A 15,559-nucleotide genomic window follows, 5' to 3' on the forward strand; every position below is an offset into this window, starting at 1 on the left:
ACCTCGTTTTTGCCGTCCCCAGCCTGATCGTCATCGCCCGCTGGCTCTGGCCGCTGTCATTACCTTTTTGGGGTAAGGGCGCGATAGCCCTGCTGTTCCTGTTCATATCGCAATATCATCTGTGGAGCCGTCTTTCCTCAGGATCGGTGTTCGCGCCCGAATTCCCACGCGCGATTGTCATCCTGTTCAATTGGGGGTTTGGCTTTATAGTTATCGTGGCCGTTGCCCAGATCCTGCTGGATGCCGGAACTATGATGTCGTCGCTCCTGCGACCAGAAGGCGTAAATGTCGGGGACGGCGTACGATATGCCTTGGCCGGTGGCGCAAGCATTCTTGCTGTTGTCGCCGTCGCCAACGCCATCCGTGTGCCACCGATCAAAGATGTCGAAGTGGAAATAGCGGGGCTACCCAAGCCATTCGATGGATACCGGCTGCTTCAGCTGACCGACATCCACATAAGCCGTTTGTTCCCACAAGACTGGGCGCAGGCGATGGTTGAGCGCGCCAACGCGTCGGGGGCGGACCTTATGGTCATCACCGGAGACTTCATTGACGGATCGGTCGCAATGCGGCGTAACGATGTCGCGCCTCTGGGTGACTTGCACGCGCCTGGTGGCGTCTATGCCATCCCCGGCAATCACGAATATTTCTTCGATTATGCAGGGTGGATACGACACCTGACCGGCTTGGGAATAGTCATGCTCCGCAATGAACACGCGATCCTGAACCGAGACACGTCCCAGCTCATCCTTGCGGGCGTCACGGATTTGTCTGCGCCTGCCCACGGCCAGGCCGGACCAGATCTTGCCGCCGCGTTGGCCGGTTCCCCGTCCGGTTTACCGGTCATCCTTCTGGACCATGAACCGCGCAATGCCAGGAAGGCGGCGGCACAAGGAGTGGCGCTTCAGCTTTCGGGCCATACGCACGGCGGTATGATCATCGGCCTCGACCATTTGGTCGCGCGAGGCAATGCTGGTTTCGTATCAGGTCGCTACGATGTGGCCGGCATGACGCTCTACGTCAGCAATGGCACGGCGTTATGGCCTGGCTTTGCGCTGCGCCTGGGCAGGCCGTCCGAGCTGACTCGCATAACCCTTCGAACGAAGGATTAGCATCAACGACCCCGTCACCGCCATTCCGCGCGCAAATTTTGTCGTCCAATGTCCGAGGGGCCGTTATCGGCCGCCTCCTTACGGCTGGGACAGGTGAGCACGCGTCGATCCCAAGCCGATCTGTTGAGATCAGCCATCACCATATTCTGTTTTTACGCTTTGTTCGCTACAAATGTTCAATGTTCAAATCCGCCGTCCCGCTATTATTGTCATAGAACCAACGCACGCCCACGTCGTTCGCGAAAAGAAAAGGCCGTCGGTTATATGGCGCAGTGACATCCATAGAATAAGCCGTCTCTCTCCGGCCGTTTTTCTCATAGCTTCGCGCCGTGGTGGACGGGAGTTGCGCCACGAAAATGCTGTCCCCAGTCTATCAGCATCGGGACCGTCCTTCTCGCGGATGGCATATAGCGGCTGCAACCAACGGGCGGGCACGATCCCGCGGAACGGCGCTGCCGCCACGAATTTTGCGCTTTCCAGCGGATGTCCCCATCCTCGCCAGGAGGACATCCCTCCAAACACGCTGGGTATCGACGCGTCGCGCCAGACATCGTGTCCTGCCTTTGGGTGCTGGATCACAAAGGTCAGACGATAACTGTTGTTCGCTTCCACATTCACGCCAGTATCGTTGCAGGGCTTGCTCACATCATACTGAATGACGGGTTCTTCAGGCTGTCCGGTTCTACAAAAAAACAGTGCTGCGCTCAACCTCACCCACCGCGACTGGAGCGTCCTTCGTTTGGCCATTGATTGAGAGGGCGCGCGTCATTGGTCGACCGGCCACTGGCCAACAACACTGGCAGATTTCGCTTGCCCAGGAGCATTCGCGACACAGTCGCCATGTCGATTATATTGGCATAGATAAGTTTGCGATGCGCAGCCTTGTACAAAGTATCGGAAAGAGCCTGGACGTCCTGTAACATCCCATCATGCTTTTAAGCTGCGACCTCGTGTGACGCGGGAACCGTCGCCTTGGTCCAATGCTTACCCGACAGTGCAGTTCTAATGGAGGATGACATGGCGGACGAAGCCGAATCGGTCGAATATGGCGGCTCGTCCGGCGGATGGGGTTCGCTCCGCGGTATGATCGGCACGATAGCCCATGAACCACAAGCGCTCGGAGCGTTCGAAACATTACGAAGCCAAAACAAGCCCGGCGGGTTCATGTGCACCAGTTGCGCATGGGGGAAGCCCAAACATCCCCACGCCTTCGAATTCTGCGAAAATGGCGCAAAAGCGACCTTCTGGGAATTGACCACGCGGCGGTGCACGCCGGACTTCTTCGCAAAGCACACAGTCACAGAACTGCGCGGCTGGAACGATCATGACCTGGAGCATGAAGGACGGCTGACGCAGCCGATGCGGTATGACGCATCCACCGATCATTATGTCCCGTGTGACTGGGACGACGCCTTTTCCGCCATCGGCGAAGAGTTGCGCGCGATCGATCCGAAAGCGGCGATATTCTACGCGTCCGGGCGGGCCAGCCTGGAGACATCCTATCTTTACGCTCTGTTCGCGCGTCTTTATGGGCATAACAACCTGCCCGACAGCTCCAACATGTGCCACGAAACGACGTCGGTGACGCTCAAGCAGTTAATCGGATCGCCGGTCGGCACCTGCACCCTCGATGATTTCGAGCAATGCGACGCGATCTTCTTTTTTGGGCAGAACCCTGGCACGAATAGCCCCCGCTTCCTGCACCCTCTGCAGGAAGCGGTGAAGCGGGGATGCAAGGTCGTGACCTTCAACCCGATCCGCGAAAAGGGGCTGATCGCCTTCACCAATCCGCAAAGCCCGAAGGAGATGCTGACGGGCGGGGACACGCAAATCAGCTGCCAATATCTTCAGGTGCGCGCCGGGGGCGACATCGCGGCGATCATGGGCCTGTGCAAATATGTGCTGGCGCAGGATGAGGCGCGCGGCGGCACGATCATCGATCGGGCGTTCATCGATGCCCACTGCACCGGCTTCGACGCATTTCGCGTGCGCGCCGATGCGACGTCGTGGGAACGGATCGCGCAGGAATCGGGGCTAACCCGCGCGGATATCGAGGAAGCGGGCCGCGTCTATGTGGAGGCTGAACGGGTCATCGGCGTCTATGGCATGGGCCTGACGCAGCATGTCCATGGCTTTGAAAATATCGCCATGCTGCTGAACCTGCTGCTGATGCGCGGACATATCGGGCGGCCAGGCGCGGGCATCTGCCCGGTTCGGGGCCATAGCAATGTACAGGGCCAGCGCACGGTGGGCATTTCCGAAAAGCCCGAACTTGTGCCGCTGGACCAGCTGGCCGCGCAGTTCGGCTTCGATCCGCCGCGCGACCATGGCATGACGACGGTCAAGGTCTGCGAAGGACTGTTGGAAGGCAAGGTGCAGGCGTTCATCGGCCTGGGCGGCAACTTCCTGCGCGCGATCCCCGATCAGGGCCGGATCGAACCCGTGTGGGAACAGATGCGACTGACGGTGCAGATCGCCACCAAGCTCAATCGAGGCCATTTGTTCAACGGCAAGACCGCCTATTTGCTCCCCTGTCTGGGCCGCAGCGAGGAAGATATGCAGGCGGGCGGCGCGCAGACCGTTACGATCGAGGACAGTTTCAGCCATGTCCACGGGTCGATCGGTCATAGGAAGCCCGCCAGCGAGCATCTGAAATCCGAACTGGCGATCGTGGCGGGGATCGCGAAGGCGACGCTGCCCCCCAATCCCAAAGTCCGTTGGGATGACTGGACGGGCGACTACGCGCTGGTTCGCGATCTGATCGCCGACACCTATCAAGATGAATTTCACGACATGAATGCCCGGATGTTCGAGCCAGGCGGCTTTTATCGCGGCAATAGCGCGCGCGAACGCATCTGGAAGACCAAAAGCGGCAAGGCGCAGTTTACGGCACCCGACATGCTGGCCGCCACCAATGTTCCCGACGCTCAGGGCCGCTATCGATTGGTCACGGTGCGGTCCAACGATCAATTTAATACGACCATCTACGGCTATAGCGACCGGCTGCGCGGAATAGAGGGTAAGCGGGATGTGATCCTGATGAATGCGGCGGATATCGAACGAGCCGGACTGGTCGGTGGGCAACGCGTCGCACTGGTGAGCGATGCGGCCGATGGCCATGTGCGCCGCGTTGATAACCTAGAGATCGTGCCCTATGACCTGCCCGATGGGACGATCGCGGGCTATTATCCCGAACTCAATCCGTTGATCGCCCTGTCCCATCACGACCAGCATTCCAAAACCCCGGCCAGCAAAGCGGTGCCCGTCAGGATCGAGGCGATCGGTTAGGCGCTTCCTCTTTGGTCAACCAAGGGCCTGCTTGACGCTATCGCCGCCTGCGCGAGGCCGACCACGTCGACGCGGGCCTTAAGCCGCGCGCCCAGCAGAGCCGTCCCGCTTATCTTGCGCTGGACGAACAGCGTCTCAACGTCGGGAATATGCCAGGTGGTCCGGTCGCCGGCCAGAGACGCCGCCTCCGCCTGCACAACGGGCACGAACGCGCGGTCGCCGAAGTCGAAGGGGCCTGGCCTGCAGAGCACGTTGTCGATCGCGGCGATAATGCGGTCAACCGCGGGGCGGTGCGCGGCGACCGCGTCCGCGCCCAGGAAGCCAGTCTCAACCGCTATATCGCGAATGCGGTCGCGGTCGTGGGCCAGACCGGCAGCAAGGAGTGCGCGATAGGACTCAATGGTCTGGACCGGCACGACCCTGGTCGCGCCAAAGTCGAGCAGCACGATCGCCCCACTATCCGGCTGCCAGCGGAAGTTTGCAAAGTTGGGATCGGTTTGCATGACGCCGAATGCGAAGAGTTCGCGCAAAAGAAGGTCCACCAGCGCTGTCATCGCGCCGTCACGTAGGCTCTGCGCCGCATCGGCCAGCGTCTCGATCGGGCGTCCCTCCACAAACTGCATCGCCAGCACCTGGGACGTGGTCAGGTCTGGATGCAGCGCGGGAACGATATAGCGCGCGTCGCCCGCCAGGCGCTCACCATAGGCGCGCATCTGCTCACCCTCCCGCAGATAGTCCGCTTCCTCGGCGAGCTGCCGCTTGGCTTCGGCCAGCAAGGGCGACACGTCCAGCGTTGGTGGGAGCAGGTTCGACAGGCGCAGAAGCGTCGCGACATTATCCACGTCGGCGTCGATGCTCGCCCGGACGCCCGGATACTGGACCTTGATGGCGAGCACCTGTCCGTCCGACAATATGGCGCGGTGGACCTGGCCGATGGACGCGGCGGCGATCGGGGTGGCGTCGAACCGCGCAAACCGCCGCCGCCAGTCAGCCCCCCATTCCTTCTTGAGCACAGCGTCGAGCTGGTGTGGAGGCATGCGATAGGCCTGGTTGCGGACAGTCGCCAGGATGGTGGAAAGTTCCGGGGGCAAGAGGTCGCCGGCGTCCATCGAAATCATCTGGCCCAGTTTGAGGGCCGCGCCGCGCAAATGTGACAGACGGTCTGCGATCCGCTTCGCATTGCCCGGCGTGAGCAGCAGGTCGCTCAGCCGCGGTCGCTCGCCGGCGGCGATCCGGCGCACGCCTTCCGCCGCCATGCCCCCCGCGACGCCGCCGGCAAGCCGCCCGAAGTGGCCCAGCCGGGACAGGCGCCCCTGCGGGATGCTCCGGTCGGGGCGATCGCCATCACCTTTGCTCAAGACCCTACCATCCCATGCTGCCAGGTCCGCCCTTGAACGGACCGGCGAGATCGGCGGTGATCCATCCACCGTAGAAGCCGCCCGGCTGCGGAATCACCGTCTCTCCGTTGACCGTGCAGCGATCGAACGGGGCGGCGTAGAAGGCGACATGGTCCCGAAGGCATTGGAAGCGCGGCGTGGGCGCCGGGTAGCTCCAGCCGACACGCGCCAGCACGATGTCGTCAATGACGATGTCCCAGTAAGTAGCGGTGCCCTTCCACTCGCAGAACGAGCCGCCGCTGGCTTGACGAAGAAGGCCGGTCGCTATGTCATCCTTGGGAATATAATAGCTGGGGGGGTGACTGGTCTCGATCGTCCGCACCGAACGGCGCGTATCGGCGACGATGACACCGCGATGTTCGATAAGGACATGCGCGCCCACCGGCTCGGCCGCGGCAGGACGCGGGAAGTCCCAGACGCTCACTTGGCCCGGCCCCACGGGGTCGCGACGCGGCGTCATCTTCCTGCGCCCCCGCCGACAAGGCGCTGAAGACGGGGCCGCAGCTTCAGGAACCACAGATACATAAATTCGAGAATCGCGAGCATGGCCGAAGACCGGGCCAGCAGGCCGATAGGCCGCAACAGGGGGATTGCCCGCCACATCGCAGCAAAGGCCGCCGCGCCCGATAGCAGAACCCCGTCCTCGCTGGCATGCAGCCGCGTAAGGAGCGTTTGGCGATCAATTGGGCAGACGCTCCCCGCCTCGGTCACGTCAATAAAATCTATCCGCCCGCGGTGATCCAGTCGGCGCATGAGCGCGATCTCACGGCGGCAGAGCGGGCACCCCCCGTCATGCCATATGATGACTTTGGCCATGACGCCTATGTGCGGCTGACCACACAAGCGTTCAAGCTGACCTTTCGTCCCCCCGTTGAAATGGCGAACGAGCCGTCCTGGGTGATGACGAGCCGGCGTTCAGAGGCCACAGGATCCAAAATCGATGACGCTTGACCCACCGATGGCGTTCGGCGCACGATCCGCCACCCTGGACGTCATTTTAGGAAAAGCGTTGGACCGCTGGCAGGCCATGACCGTCTTCGTCCGCGTTGCAGAAGCCGACGGTTTCGCGCAATCCGCGATCGCGGCGCTGGAGGATCAGATCGGCGTCCGGCTACTGACCAGGACGGCGTGGTCGGTCAAACTGAGCGAGGGCGGTCGGGGCTATGGATCGGCGCTGTTTGGGGATATCTACCCACTGCCGATCCTGCTCGATTAACTGGGCCATTTTCCGGCCGTGACCAGGCGCCGCCTGTTTGTCGGTCGATTGGTGAACATCCTCGGGAAGGCATCGATGTGGCCGTTCGGATCGGACATCTGCCGGATCGGGGGCTAAGTGCGCCCGTCACACGAAAGGAGATATGGTATGTCCTACGGCTTTCTGGATATCGCGACCACGCCAAGCGTCCGCGCGGCTCAGGCGGAGATGGGCGCCGATGCCCATTGGGCAGCGTTCGCCGGAAATCGCGCCTTTGACCGCTTCACGGCTAACGAGGCCAATTTCCTGGCGGCCCGCGACAGTTTTTACATGGCGACCGTGTCAGAAAATGGCTGGCCCTATGTCCAGCATCGCGGCGGCCCTGCGGGTTTCCTCAAAATTGTCGACGATCGCACGCTCGCCTTTGCCGATTATCGCGGCAATCGGCAATATATCAGCACCGGCAATCTCGCCGCGAACGACCGTGCCTGCCTGATCCTGATGGATTATCCCCGTCGCGCCCGGCTGAAGATGTATGTTCATGTCGAAAAACTGCCGCTTGATGTCGATCCGACATTGGCCGAACTTGTCATGGACAAAGATTACAAGGCGCGGCCCGAACGCATCTTCCGGCTGCGGCTGGACGCCTTCGACTGGAACTGCCCGCAGCATATCACCCCGCGCTTCACGGAGCGCGACATCGAGCAGGCGGTCCGGCCGCTGCACAAGCGATTGGCGGAACTGGAAACCCAGAACAGAATGTTGCAGGACCAGCTTGCCGGATTGGGAGACGCATGATGGAAAATCCAAGACCGCCCCTGCCACCCTTTACGCTTGACGACGCGATCGAGAAAGTGCGCTTGGCCGAGGATGGATGGAACAGTCGTAATCCGGCCAGGGTCGCGCTGGCCTATACGCCGCTCAGTCAATGGCGCAACCGCGCCGAATGGATCGACGGACGCCCCGCCATCATCGCCTTCCTCACCCGCAAATGGCAGCGCGAACTGGATTATCGGCTGATCAAGGAACTATGGGCTTTTTTGGAAAACCGCATCGCGGTGCGCTTCGCCTATGAATGGCATGACGACAGCGGCAACTGGTTCCGTTCCTATGGCAACGAAAATTGGGAGTTTGACGAGCGCGGCCTGATGAGCCGGCGCTTCGCCTGTATCAACGATAGCCCGATCAGCGCGGCGGAACGGAAGTTCCACTGGACACAGGGGCGACGGCCCGATGATCATCCCGGACTAAGCGCGCTTGGACTGTAGCACAGATCCATAGCTGAGCCTTCAATGCGATGGCTGGCTTGAACATTGGACCCTTTCGCTGCGGGGCGGCCCGACTTATTTATTGCGGGCCTTTCTGGCAGCGTAGCGGGCATCGCGCGCCGCCTTCATTTCAGCAGCGCTGGCCGGGGTCAACCTGGCCGCCTTCAGCGCGGCAGCGGCGTCTGCGGCGGCCTGTTGTTCGGCTACCGCCGCCTGCTCGGCCGCCTTACGCTCTGCTTTTTCAGCCTTGGCCAGTGCAAGAGCCTCAGCCTTAGCCGCACGCTCGATGGCAATTTCCTGTTCACGGGCTTCACGCGCCGCGCGTTGTTGGGCCATTAGCGCCTCATCGACAGGCGGCTTGGCCTTGAGCGCAGTCAAGGCTTTCTGTTTGGCCGACCCGGCTGCGGCGATACGGTCCTGGAACGAAGGAGCTTTATAGGAAGGCAATGTTTATCCTTGGAGTTTGAATCATGTTGGTGGGCATCTTTGCGCCACAGCCAGACGCCTTTAGCATCGACGCCCGTGCCATTAGCAAAAGACAGTGCTGATCTCAAGGCGGCGTGTAGCGGTAAGCTGCCGCGGCAACCTTCCCGCCCTCTTTCAGGTCGAGGCGAACGCCGACATGCGCGCCTGCTTGATTTCAATTTCGCTCGGCAGGCGGCGCACATCTATCCCGCCCCCGCACCGTGCGATCCATCCGCCTGTCTCGAACGCGTCGAGCCATCCTTCCATCGGCCACATATTCCACCGCGCCCGAAAGAGGCCGGCGTTACGGACGATGTCTTCCAGATGTTGGAGCGGGGGATCGAAAACGTCATGATATTGGTGGAACGCACCCGCGCCGCCCATGAACAACAAAGGCACGCCTGCTTGCCGTGCGCGAAAGCCGAAGTCGGTATCTTCGGCGCCATAGCCGGTAAAGGCCTCGTCGAACCCGGCCAAATCCCAAAATCTCTGGCGATGCAGGCCGAACGCCAGCGACCAGAACAGACCGGCATTGTTTTCCTGGCGTAGGCCTTGAGCGGGAAATTCTCGAACGGGATGCCCCTTTGCACGTTGCAGCAGATCGGCTTCGTCCCATTCGCCACGGGCATGGTCAGGCGCAAGATAGCGGATTTCGGCGCAGATCAGCGCATCATGGTCATTCAAACATCGTGCGATAGCGCCGGTCAGGTCGCGCATGGGAATGCAATCGACATCGAGAAAGAGCAGCGTATCCCCGCTCGCCGCCCGCGCGGCAGCGTTGCGTGCGGCCGCGAGCGGCAGTCCGGGGCCATCGAGACGCACTATCCTGATTGGAAATGGGGCTTCGACAGCGCTGACCGGCGGATGGCTGGCCATATCGACTATGACAAGTTCGGCTGGCGGAACGGCGCTGCGCCGCAAGCCTTCGATCAGCTGCGCCAGATGGGCCGACCGGTTCTTCACGATCGTGAGGACGCTGAGGCTCATGCGCGCGCGCGCCACAGGTCGAGCCGATAGTGGGCCAAACGCTCCGCGGCGATGACGGCGATGGCAGGGCCGAGCGCTTCCGACAATTTCCGCACGGCGTCATCGCCACTTTGCGGATAGTCGGTGTCGCCCGTCCAGTGCACGAGCAGGATGTCGCCCCCGCGCACGACATGAGCGGCGATCCATCGGGCGGCATGTATAATGTCCTCATCATCCCAATAATAAGCGACTTCAGACAGGATGATGAGATCGAAGGCGCTGCCCATAGGGGCCTGACCAGGGAATACCATTCGGCCAAAGGAGACATGGTCAAATGCGGCGCAGCGCTCCCGCGCGGCTTCGAGCGCTGTTTCGCTGACGTCTATAGCCACCAGCGCATCGCAATGAGGTGCCAGCGCCTGCGTCAGGACACCCTTGGCGCAGCCGACTTCAAACCCCAGTTCGTATCGCCGTCCTGCTAGCGCGCGGATGCTATGGGCATATTTGTCCCGCTCATAGGCGCTGCTCTCCAGGTCCCACGGATCGCTGGTCTCCTGGAACATAGTTTCGAAATATTCGGGGTCGATGCTTGTCTTGTGTAGGGTCAAAACGCTCTCCGCAAATAAAGGACGTCGCTGCTCGGCATGGCGCGGCGGGCGGCGGGCAGCCGGAAACCGGGGCCATGAGAGGCGGTGAGCTGGCTGCGGTGCGCGGCCAGCGCCTGGCGGCGTCGTCCGCGCAGCATGGGAGCGGTGCGCAGCGCTCTATGCGTGCGCGGATCAGGCGCCTGCGCCCAGACGACATATTCGGCGACGACCAGCCTGCCCCTGGCCCGTTTTTCCACGGCATAGGCAAGCCGTGCTGCAGCTTCATGATCGCAATGGGGTTCGTGGCTTGCGGTCACAGCGATCGCGTCCACCCGCAACCGACGGCAAAGGACGCTCAGTTGACGGGCCGCCTGCTCAAAAGCCGGATCCTGCAATCGGGCGGGCGCGGCGTCTTTCCAGTCCAGATGCAGCGGCGCTTGGCGGCGATTGCCCGTCAGGCGATGCAGCGCGATAGCCGCCTCACGCTTGCGAGTGCACACCAGCCTGCCTGACCGGCCTGGCGCGGTTTCATGCGATCCCGACCCGTCGGTCAGATAGACAAGGCCCGCCAGCCGCGCATCTCGTGCCGTCTGCGCGATGAGTGCGCCTGCGCCAAGCGTCTCGTCATCGGGATGCGGCGCAAGGATCAGCCAACGCACCCCGCGCCAGGGCTTTGCGGACAGGGAAAGCGCTACCATAAGACGTCTTCCGCGCCCCAGGCGTCGTGGTCGAGCCAAACAAGTGCCGCCTGGTCGCGGGCATAGTCGGGTCCGCCCTGCCGCAGATACAGGCTGAGGTCGCGGATGATCTTGTCGATCCGTTGTCCGTCCATGGCGCTGCGCGTGCCGGTGATGCGGGTGGCCAGTTCCATGACGTCCAGGCCGGCACGCTCAACGATGCCGCGCGTCATGCGGGCGAAGGCAGGACCATCGGCATCGTCGCGCGCGGCCCTGAGCGCGCATTCGCGCACCCACAAATAGGCGGTGCGGGTCGCCGCCACGGCATCGGCGAATTTGGCGCGTTGCAAAGGGTCGGCGCGCCCCGCGTCCGACATGGCGAGGCGGGTTTCGGCGAGCAACCCCTCGATCCCGCCCAGTTGCACTGCGGTAAAGCGCCAGGCGCCGGTGGTGAAACGGGGTTCGCGATCATAGTCGCCGGGCTGGCCCAGCAGATGGGATGGATTGACAGTCATGCCGGTCAGGTCATAGATGCCGCTGCCGGTCGCCCGCATCCCCCTGACCCGCCATTGCGAGAGGTCGGTTCTGGTGGAATCGTCGGCCCGAACCACGACCAGTCGCCGCTCTCCCTGTGCCGGCTGCGCGGTGATTATCGCATAAGCCAGACCGCCCGCCCCGGTCGCGAAGGATTTGGCGCCGTCAAGCGTCGATCGGCCATCGACGTCGCGCAACCGCACGCCCGGCTGGGGTTCTGTGGCCCAGACCCCGTAGAAAGCGCCCTGGACCAGATGATGCCGCAGCTCGGCCTTCTGCGCCAGCGAACCATACCAATCGAACAAAGCGAGCGCATTGACATGGCCTTCATAAAGCCGCCCGACGCTAAGGTCCGCGCGACCGATGATGCGCAGCACATTCATCAGACATTGGTTCCGCGATACGCTGTCGTCAAACGCCTCGCCGCCGCTGTCCACCGGGGCGAAGGTGCGATGAAGACCCGCCACGGCCAGTGTCTTCATGCTCTCCACCGGAAAGACCGGCGCGGCATCATAGCGCGCGCCGAGCGCGACCAGCGCCGGCATGATCGCCGCCGCGCGCGCAGCGGGTGTGTCGGCATCGGACCGGGGATGTCTGGACAAGGTCACGCTAGATTCTCCCGTTCATCGACCGCCGCGGCGGCCTTGCTTGCGATCCAGGCCGCCGCGGCGTCCACACCATGCGGATCGTGCAGGCGTTTGCGGGCGTGCGTTGGCAATGCCGTCGCCCGGTCGATCAGGGATGGCCATTGGTCGGGGGATGGCCATGTTTCGATCATGATGGCAGCGCGCAGCGCATCAAGGGCAAGCGCTGTCGCCCGCTGCTCGCCATAGGGGCGCGCCTCCGGGACGCAGAGGAAGGGCCGATCGGCGGCCATAACTGCACCCACTAACCCGTCCCCTGCCGCGCCGACGATCAGCCCGGCGTCGGCGATCTCGCGTGCCGGGTCGTCGACCCATCCGGCCAGATCAAGATTGGCCGGCTGATCGACCGGCACAGTCACCGGGCCGATCACGCGCCAGTGCATATCCGGGCAGGCACGCGCGGCGCGGGCGATCGCCGCACCATCGCCAGGCGAGCCGCCGCGACCGATCACAACGAGAATGCGGTTTTCCTGAGGGGCATTTATGTGCGGTGTAGCGGTGATGCCGGGAAGATAGGTCGTCTTGTCCCTGATCCACGCGAGGGTGGAGGGCATTTCCAGATCGCGATGGAAAGGCGCGAGAAGGCCAGTGGCGCCGCGGAAGGCGTCGAGATGCGCTTCGTCGCTGCGATCGCCGTTGAGCCGCACATAGAGGGTGGGCACAGAGGCGAGGCGGGCCAGCATCGCAACTTCGGCCGAAACGTCGATGACCATCAGGGCAGGGCGCTCCGCGGCGATCCATTGAGTGATGCGCGCCACGCGCGATCGCACCCCGTCATGGTGGATCGGCGCATAATGCAGGGCGGCAGGCCGCGTGGTCGCCTCATCGATCCCGTCGAAACGGCCGGAAACGGGCCGGTCGTCGGGCAGGTCGATCCCCGCCGCGCCCAAGCCTGTCCCCAGCAGAACGACGGGCCATTCGCATGCCGTTGCGATCGCCTCCGCCCGCTGGCGATGGCCAGCGCCATGATGATGCACATAATAGCCGATCGGGCGCCGCGTCATGACAAGGGTTCCAGCATCATGTCGTTGGGCATGGGGGGCAGCATCGGTTCCTGCCGGGCGATCAGCGCGTTGCCATCGGGTTGCACCCGCAACTGCCTGCGCCAATGCGCCCGTGCGCGCCAATGGGTGAAGGCCGGGGCCATAAGCCGTTCGTCATTTTGGGCGCTGGCGAATAGATGCTGCATGGCGACCGCCATCCCGCCATCCGCCCGCCCTTCCAGGCGCGGCGAGACAGAGGTATGGACATTGACCGGGTGGACGAGACGCGCGCCGCGCGCCAGCGCCGCCGACACCAGCGCCCGGTCTTCGCCACTTGCTATCGCCGGAACGCCACCACATGCCAGATAGAGGTCCGCCCGTATGGCGAGCGACGCCCCCGTATGGTCGCCATGTCGCGGCGCCGGGTCCCAAGGTAGCGGGTCGATCGCATCCTCGATCGCGCGGACGTCCGCCCAATATCGGTCCCACGCAGCGCGTAGCCGATGCACGGCGGGCGGCAGTGGCTCATGGATGTCAATTTCGATCCGGCCGCCGACCATGTCGGCCCCACGCGAAAAAGCCGTCGCGTTATTGCGCAGCCAGTGAGGGGGAGGACGGCTGTCTGCATCCGTACTGACCAGGGCGTTGCCTTCAGGTGTCGGCAAAAGGCCAAGTCCGGCATCCATGGCCAATCGCCTGGCCGATCCGGCATGGGCACAATCGGGCGTAAAATTGCGTTCCGTCATCTGGATGTCCAGCCGTCCGGCATAGCGAACGCCGGCCGCTTGAACGACTGCGACGCTATCGTCGGTGCTGTTGTTGATCCCGATCGCAACCGGAATCGCACCCGGCCAATCCTGCAACGCCAGGGCGTCCAGCAATGTCGGCAGTCGCATCGCTTCGTTGCGGGCCGGAACGCAGACACACAATATCATGACGCTCGTTTCAGCCATGCGAAACCGATGGCGCAGGCAACATCGCACGGGATGGGACCGCTGCAGGCACAAGACGGATCGCCGCCGCGCGCTCTTCGCGAGCAGATCGCGCCACCTTGTCGGTCTGACGCTGATACAGCGCCTCATAATTATCGACCATATGTTCGGCGTCGCACGTCTGTTCCGCCCTGGTCCGGCACGCCGGCCGATCCAGCGTCAGCGCACGCAGAGTAGCCTGCGCAAGAGACGCGACATCGTCAGGGGTCGCCAGCACGCCGCAGGTGACATCCAATATCTCGGGTATCGCGCCGCGCGCAAAGGCCGCCACCGGTACGCCGCAGGCGAGCGCTTCGGCTACGACCAGGCCATAAGGCTCATCCCACATCGGCGTACATAGAAACGCGCGCGCTCCGCCGACAAGCCGGGCCAATTCATCATGCGCAAGATGGCCGACATGGACGACATCCTTGCCCAGCGCTGGCGCAATCCTCGTTTGATAATAATCCTGGTCGAGGATCGGCCCTGCGATCCTGAGCGGCATGCCGACCTGCCGAGCCGCCTCGATCGCCAGATGCAGTCCTTTTTCGGGGACGATGCGGCCATACCAGACCAGATAAGGGTCAGCGTCGGGTTCGCGATGGAATGCGAATTTCTGCAGGTCGATGCCGTTCCATATGACCGTATCGCTATGGGTGACATGGCTCCAAAGACCCGCAACCGAACGGGATACGGCGACGAAATCATGGTTGCCCGCCGTGCAGAGGCGAATGCCGCTTTCCAGCCAGCAAAAGGGCGGGGTGTGCAGCGTCGTTACCATGGGCATGGGCAAACTGTCGGCCATTGCCACAGGCAGATAATGCAGCGAATTATTATGGATGATATCGAAGTTGCGATGCCGTAGATCGGTCATCAGGCTAAGGTAGGCATGATGTTCGCGGAAGAACGCGACGTCGGTCGCCTCCGTAGTGCCCACCGCCTGAATCGCGGTCTCGGCGCAGATGGCTTCCAGGCCGATCCCCGGCTCGGATCGGGACGACGCGAACAGCGTGACCGCGTGGCCCCTGTCCCGCAGCGATCGCGCAAGCAGATGCGTATGCATCTCCAGCCCACCGGCAAAAGGCTCTGCAATCGGGTGTTTGAGATGGGCGATGATGCCTATCCGCATTCGCTACGATCCTGTCATCAGCATGAAAGGGGATAGCGCGGCGCCACCCCTTTCATAATTATTATCGAAAATTGGTGATGCCTTCCGTCAAGGAAGCCCACGATGCTTGCACGGACATAACCCGCCGCGCTTCAGCAAGTTGCCGCGGTGACCCCCAAACTAATATGCATCATAGCGAATTATGTTCGGCGGATGAATAACGCAGCGCGGAAGCCATCCCCCCCGCCACGCTAAGTGCTGCCTTTTCAGTTTGAAGGGCTGATGGCGTGCAAGGAGGTGTGTTAGAGATCGTCGCAGGAGACGTGCCGTTTGAACAGCCCGCTGCCCTAGCAGCCGCTGGACC

The 15,559-nt window shown here is 62.6% G+C and carries 17 protein-coding genes; 5 read left to right on the forward strand and 12 right to left on the reverse strand.

Annotated elements, in window-relative coordinates:
* Positions 1–146 precede the first annotated feature (146 nt).
* Positions 147–1,112: a metallophosphoesterase gene (locus CEQ44_RS19805; protein WP_254913733.1), complete on the forward strand. Its 966-nt coding sequence runs from the start codon at positions 147–149 to the stop codon at positions 1,110–1,112.
* Positions 1,113–1,295: 183 nt separating this feature from the next.
* On the opposite strand, the gene CEQ44_RS24575 is transcribed toward CEQ44_RS19805, so the two are convergent.
* Complete coding sequence (locus CEQ44_RS24575) at positions 1,296–1,820, reverse strand: hypothetical protein (RefSeq protein WP_140419423.1); 525 nt, start codon at positions 1,818–1,820, stop codon at positions 1,296–1,298.
* Between the two features lie 309 nt (positions 1,821–2,129).
* On the opposite strand from CEQ44_RS24575, the gene CEQ44_RS19815 reads away from it, so the two are divergent.
* On the forward strand, positions 2,130–4,400 hold the full coding sequence (locus CEQ44_RS19815; RefSeq protein WP_088185404.1) for an FdhF/YdeP family oxidoreductase: 2,271 nt from the start codon (positions 2,130–2,132) through the stop codon (positions 4,398–4,400).
* On the opposite strand, the gene CEQ44_RS19820 is transcribed toward CEQ44_RS19815, so the two are convergent.
* The 3 genes from CEQ44_RS19820 to CEQ44_RS19830 are packed head-to-tail and all read right to left on the reverse strand — an operon-like array spanning position 4,397 to position 6,613.
* Positions 4,397–5,758: an AarF/ABC1/UbiB kinase family protein gene (locus CEQ44_RS19820; protein WP_254913734.1), complete on the reverse strand. Its 1,362-nt coding sequence runs from the start codon at positions 5,756–5,758 to the stop codon at positions 4,397–4,399. The two genes, CEQ44_RS19815 and CEQ44_RS19820, sit on opposite strands and share 4 nt — an antisense overlap.
* 4 nt (positions 5,759–5,762) lie before the next feature.
* Positions 5,763–6,257: a DUF427 domain-containing protein gene (locus CEQ44_RS19825; RefSeq protein ID WP_088185384.1), complete on the reverse strand. Its 495-nt coding sequence runs from the start codon at positions 6,255–6,257 to the stop codon at positions 5,763–5,765.
* The gene (locus tag CEQ44_RS19830; protein WP_088185402.1) at positions 6,254–6,613 is read right to left on the reverse strand and encodes a DUF393 domain-containing protein; all 360 of its coding nucleotides are present in this window, start codon (positions 6,611–6,613) and stop codon (positions 6,254–6,256) included. The genes CEQ44_RS19825 and CEQ44_RS19830 overlap by 4 nt, the downstream gene beginning before the upstream one ends.
* A 124-nt stretch (positions 6,614–6,737) precedes the next feature.
* Between CEQ44_RS19830 and CEQ44_RS25155 the strand changes: the two genes are divergently transcribed.
* From CEQ44_RS25155 to CEQ44_RS19845, 3 genes are all read left to right on the forward strand, one after another.
* A complete protein-coding gene (locus CEQ44_RS25155) occupies positions 6,738–7,013 on the forward strand; it encodes a LysR family transcriptional regulator (RefSeq protein ID WP_254913735.1) in 276 nt (91 codons plus the stop codon).
* Positions 7,014–7,160: 147 nt separating this feature from the next.
* On the forward strand, positions 7,161–7,790 hold the full coding sequence (locus CEQ44_RS19840; protein WP_088185383.1) for a pyridoxamine 5'-phosphate oxidase family protein: 630 nt from the start codon (positions 7,161–7,163) through the stop codon (positions 7,788–7,790).
* Entirely contained in the window at positions 7,790–8,260 is a 471-nt protein-coding gene (locus CEQ44_RS19845) for a nuclear transport factor 2 family protein (protein ID WP_176400413.1), read from the forward strand. The genes CEQ44_RS19840 and CEQ44_RS19845 overlap by 1 nt, the downstream gene beginning before the upstream one ends.
* Before the next feature lie 75 nt (positions 8,261–8,335).
* Here CEQ44_RS19845 and CEQ44_RS19850 read toward each other — a convergent pair whose 3' ends face one another.
* The 8 genes from CEQ44_RS19850 to CEQ44_RS19885 all read right to left on the reverse strand — a co-directional run bounded on the left by CEQ44_RS19850 (position 8,336) and on the right by CEQ44_RS19885 (position 15,216).
* On the reverse strand, positions 8,336–8,707 hold the full coding sequence (locus tag CEQ44_RS19850) for a DUF6481 family protein (protein WP_088185381.1): 372 nt from the start codon (positions 8,705–8,707) through the stop codon (positions 8,336–8,338).
* A 153-nt stretch (positions 8,708–8,860) separates the two neighbouring features.
* Complete coding sequence (locus tag CEQ44_RS19855) at positions 8,861–9,712, reverse strand: glycosyltransferase family 2 protein (RefSeq protein WP_176400408.1); 852 nt, start codon at positions 9,710–9,712, stop codon at positions 8,861–8,863.
* On the reverse strand, positions 9,709–10,299 hold the full coding sequence (locus CEQ44_RS19860; protein WP_088185379.1) for an SAM-dependent methyltransferase: 591 nt from the start codon (positions 10,297–10,299) through the stop codon (positions 9,709–9,711). Before CEQ44_RS19860 ends, CEQ44_RS19855 begins: the two co-directional genes overlap by 4 nt.
* Entirely contained in the window at positions 10,296–10,976 is a 681-nt protein-coding gene (locus CEQ44_RS19865; RefSeq protein ID WP_088185378.1) for a PIG-L deacetylase family protein, read from the reverse strand. Before CEQ44_RS19865 ends, CEQ44_RS19860 begins: the two co-directional genes overlap by 4 nt.
* A complete protein-coding gene (locus CEQ44_RS19870) occupies positions 10,970–12,097 on the reverse strand; it encodes an acyl-CoA dehydrogenase family protein (RefSeq protein ID WP_088185377.1) in 1,128 nt (375 codons plus the stop codon). Before CEQ44_RS19870 ends, CEQ44_RS19865 begins: the two co-directional genes overlap by 7 nt.
* Positions 12,094–13,137, reverse strand: a complete 1,044-nt coding sequence (locus CEQ44_RS19875) for a glycosyltransferase (protein ID WP_088185376.1) — start codon at positions 13,135–13,137, stop codon at positions 12,094–12,096. Before CEQ44_RS19875 ends, CEQ44_RS19870 begins: the two co-directional genes overlap by 4 nt.
* Positions 13,134–14,069 carry a glycosyltransferase family 2 protein gene (locus CEQ44_RS19880; RefSeq protein WP_088185375.1) on the reverse strand — a complete coding sequence of 312 codons (936 nt, stop codon included), beginning with the start codon at positions 14,067–14,069 and terminating at the stop codon, positions 13,134–13,136. Before CEQ44_RS19880 ends, CEQ44_RS19875 begins: the two co-directional genes overlap by 4 nt.
* On the reverse strand, positions 14,062–15,216 hold the full coding sequence (locus CEQ44_RS19885; protein WP_088185374.1) for a glycosyltransferase family 4 protein: 1,155 nt from the start codon (positions 15,214–15,216) through the stop codon (positions 14,062–14,064). Before CEQ44_RS19885 ends, CEQ44_RS19880 begins: the two co-directional genes overlap by 8 nt.
* Positions 15,217–15,559 lie beyond the last annotated feature (343 nt).

Origin of the sequence: Sphingobium sp. Z007 (assembly GCF_900013425.1) — a bacterium.
GTDB lineage: Bacteria > Pseudomonadota > Alphaproteobacteria > Sphingomonadales > Sphingomonadaceae > Sphingobium.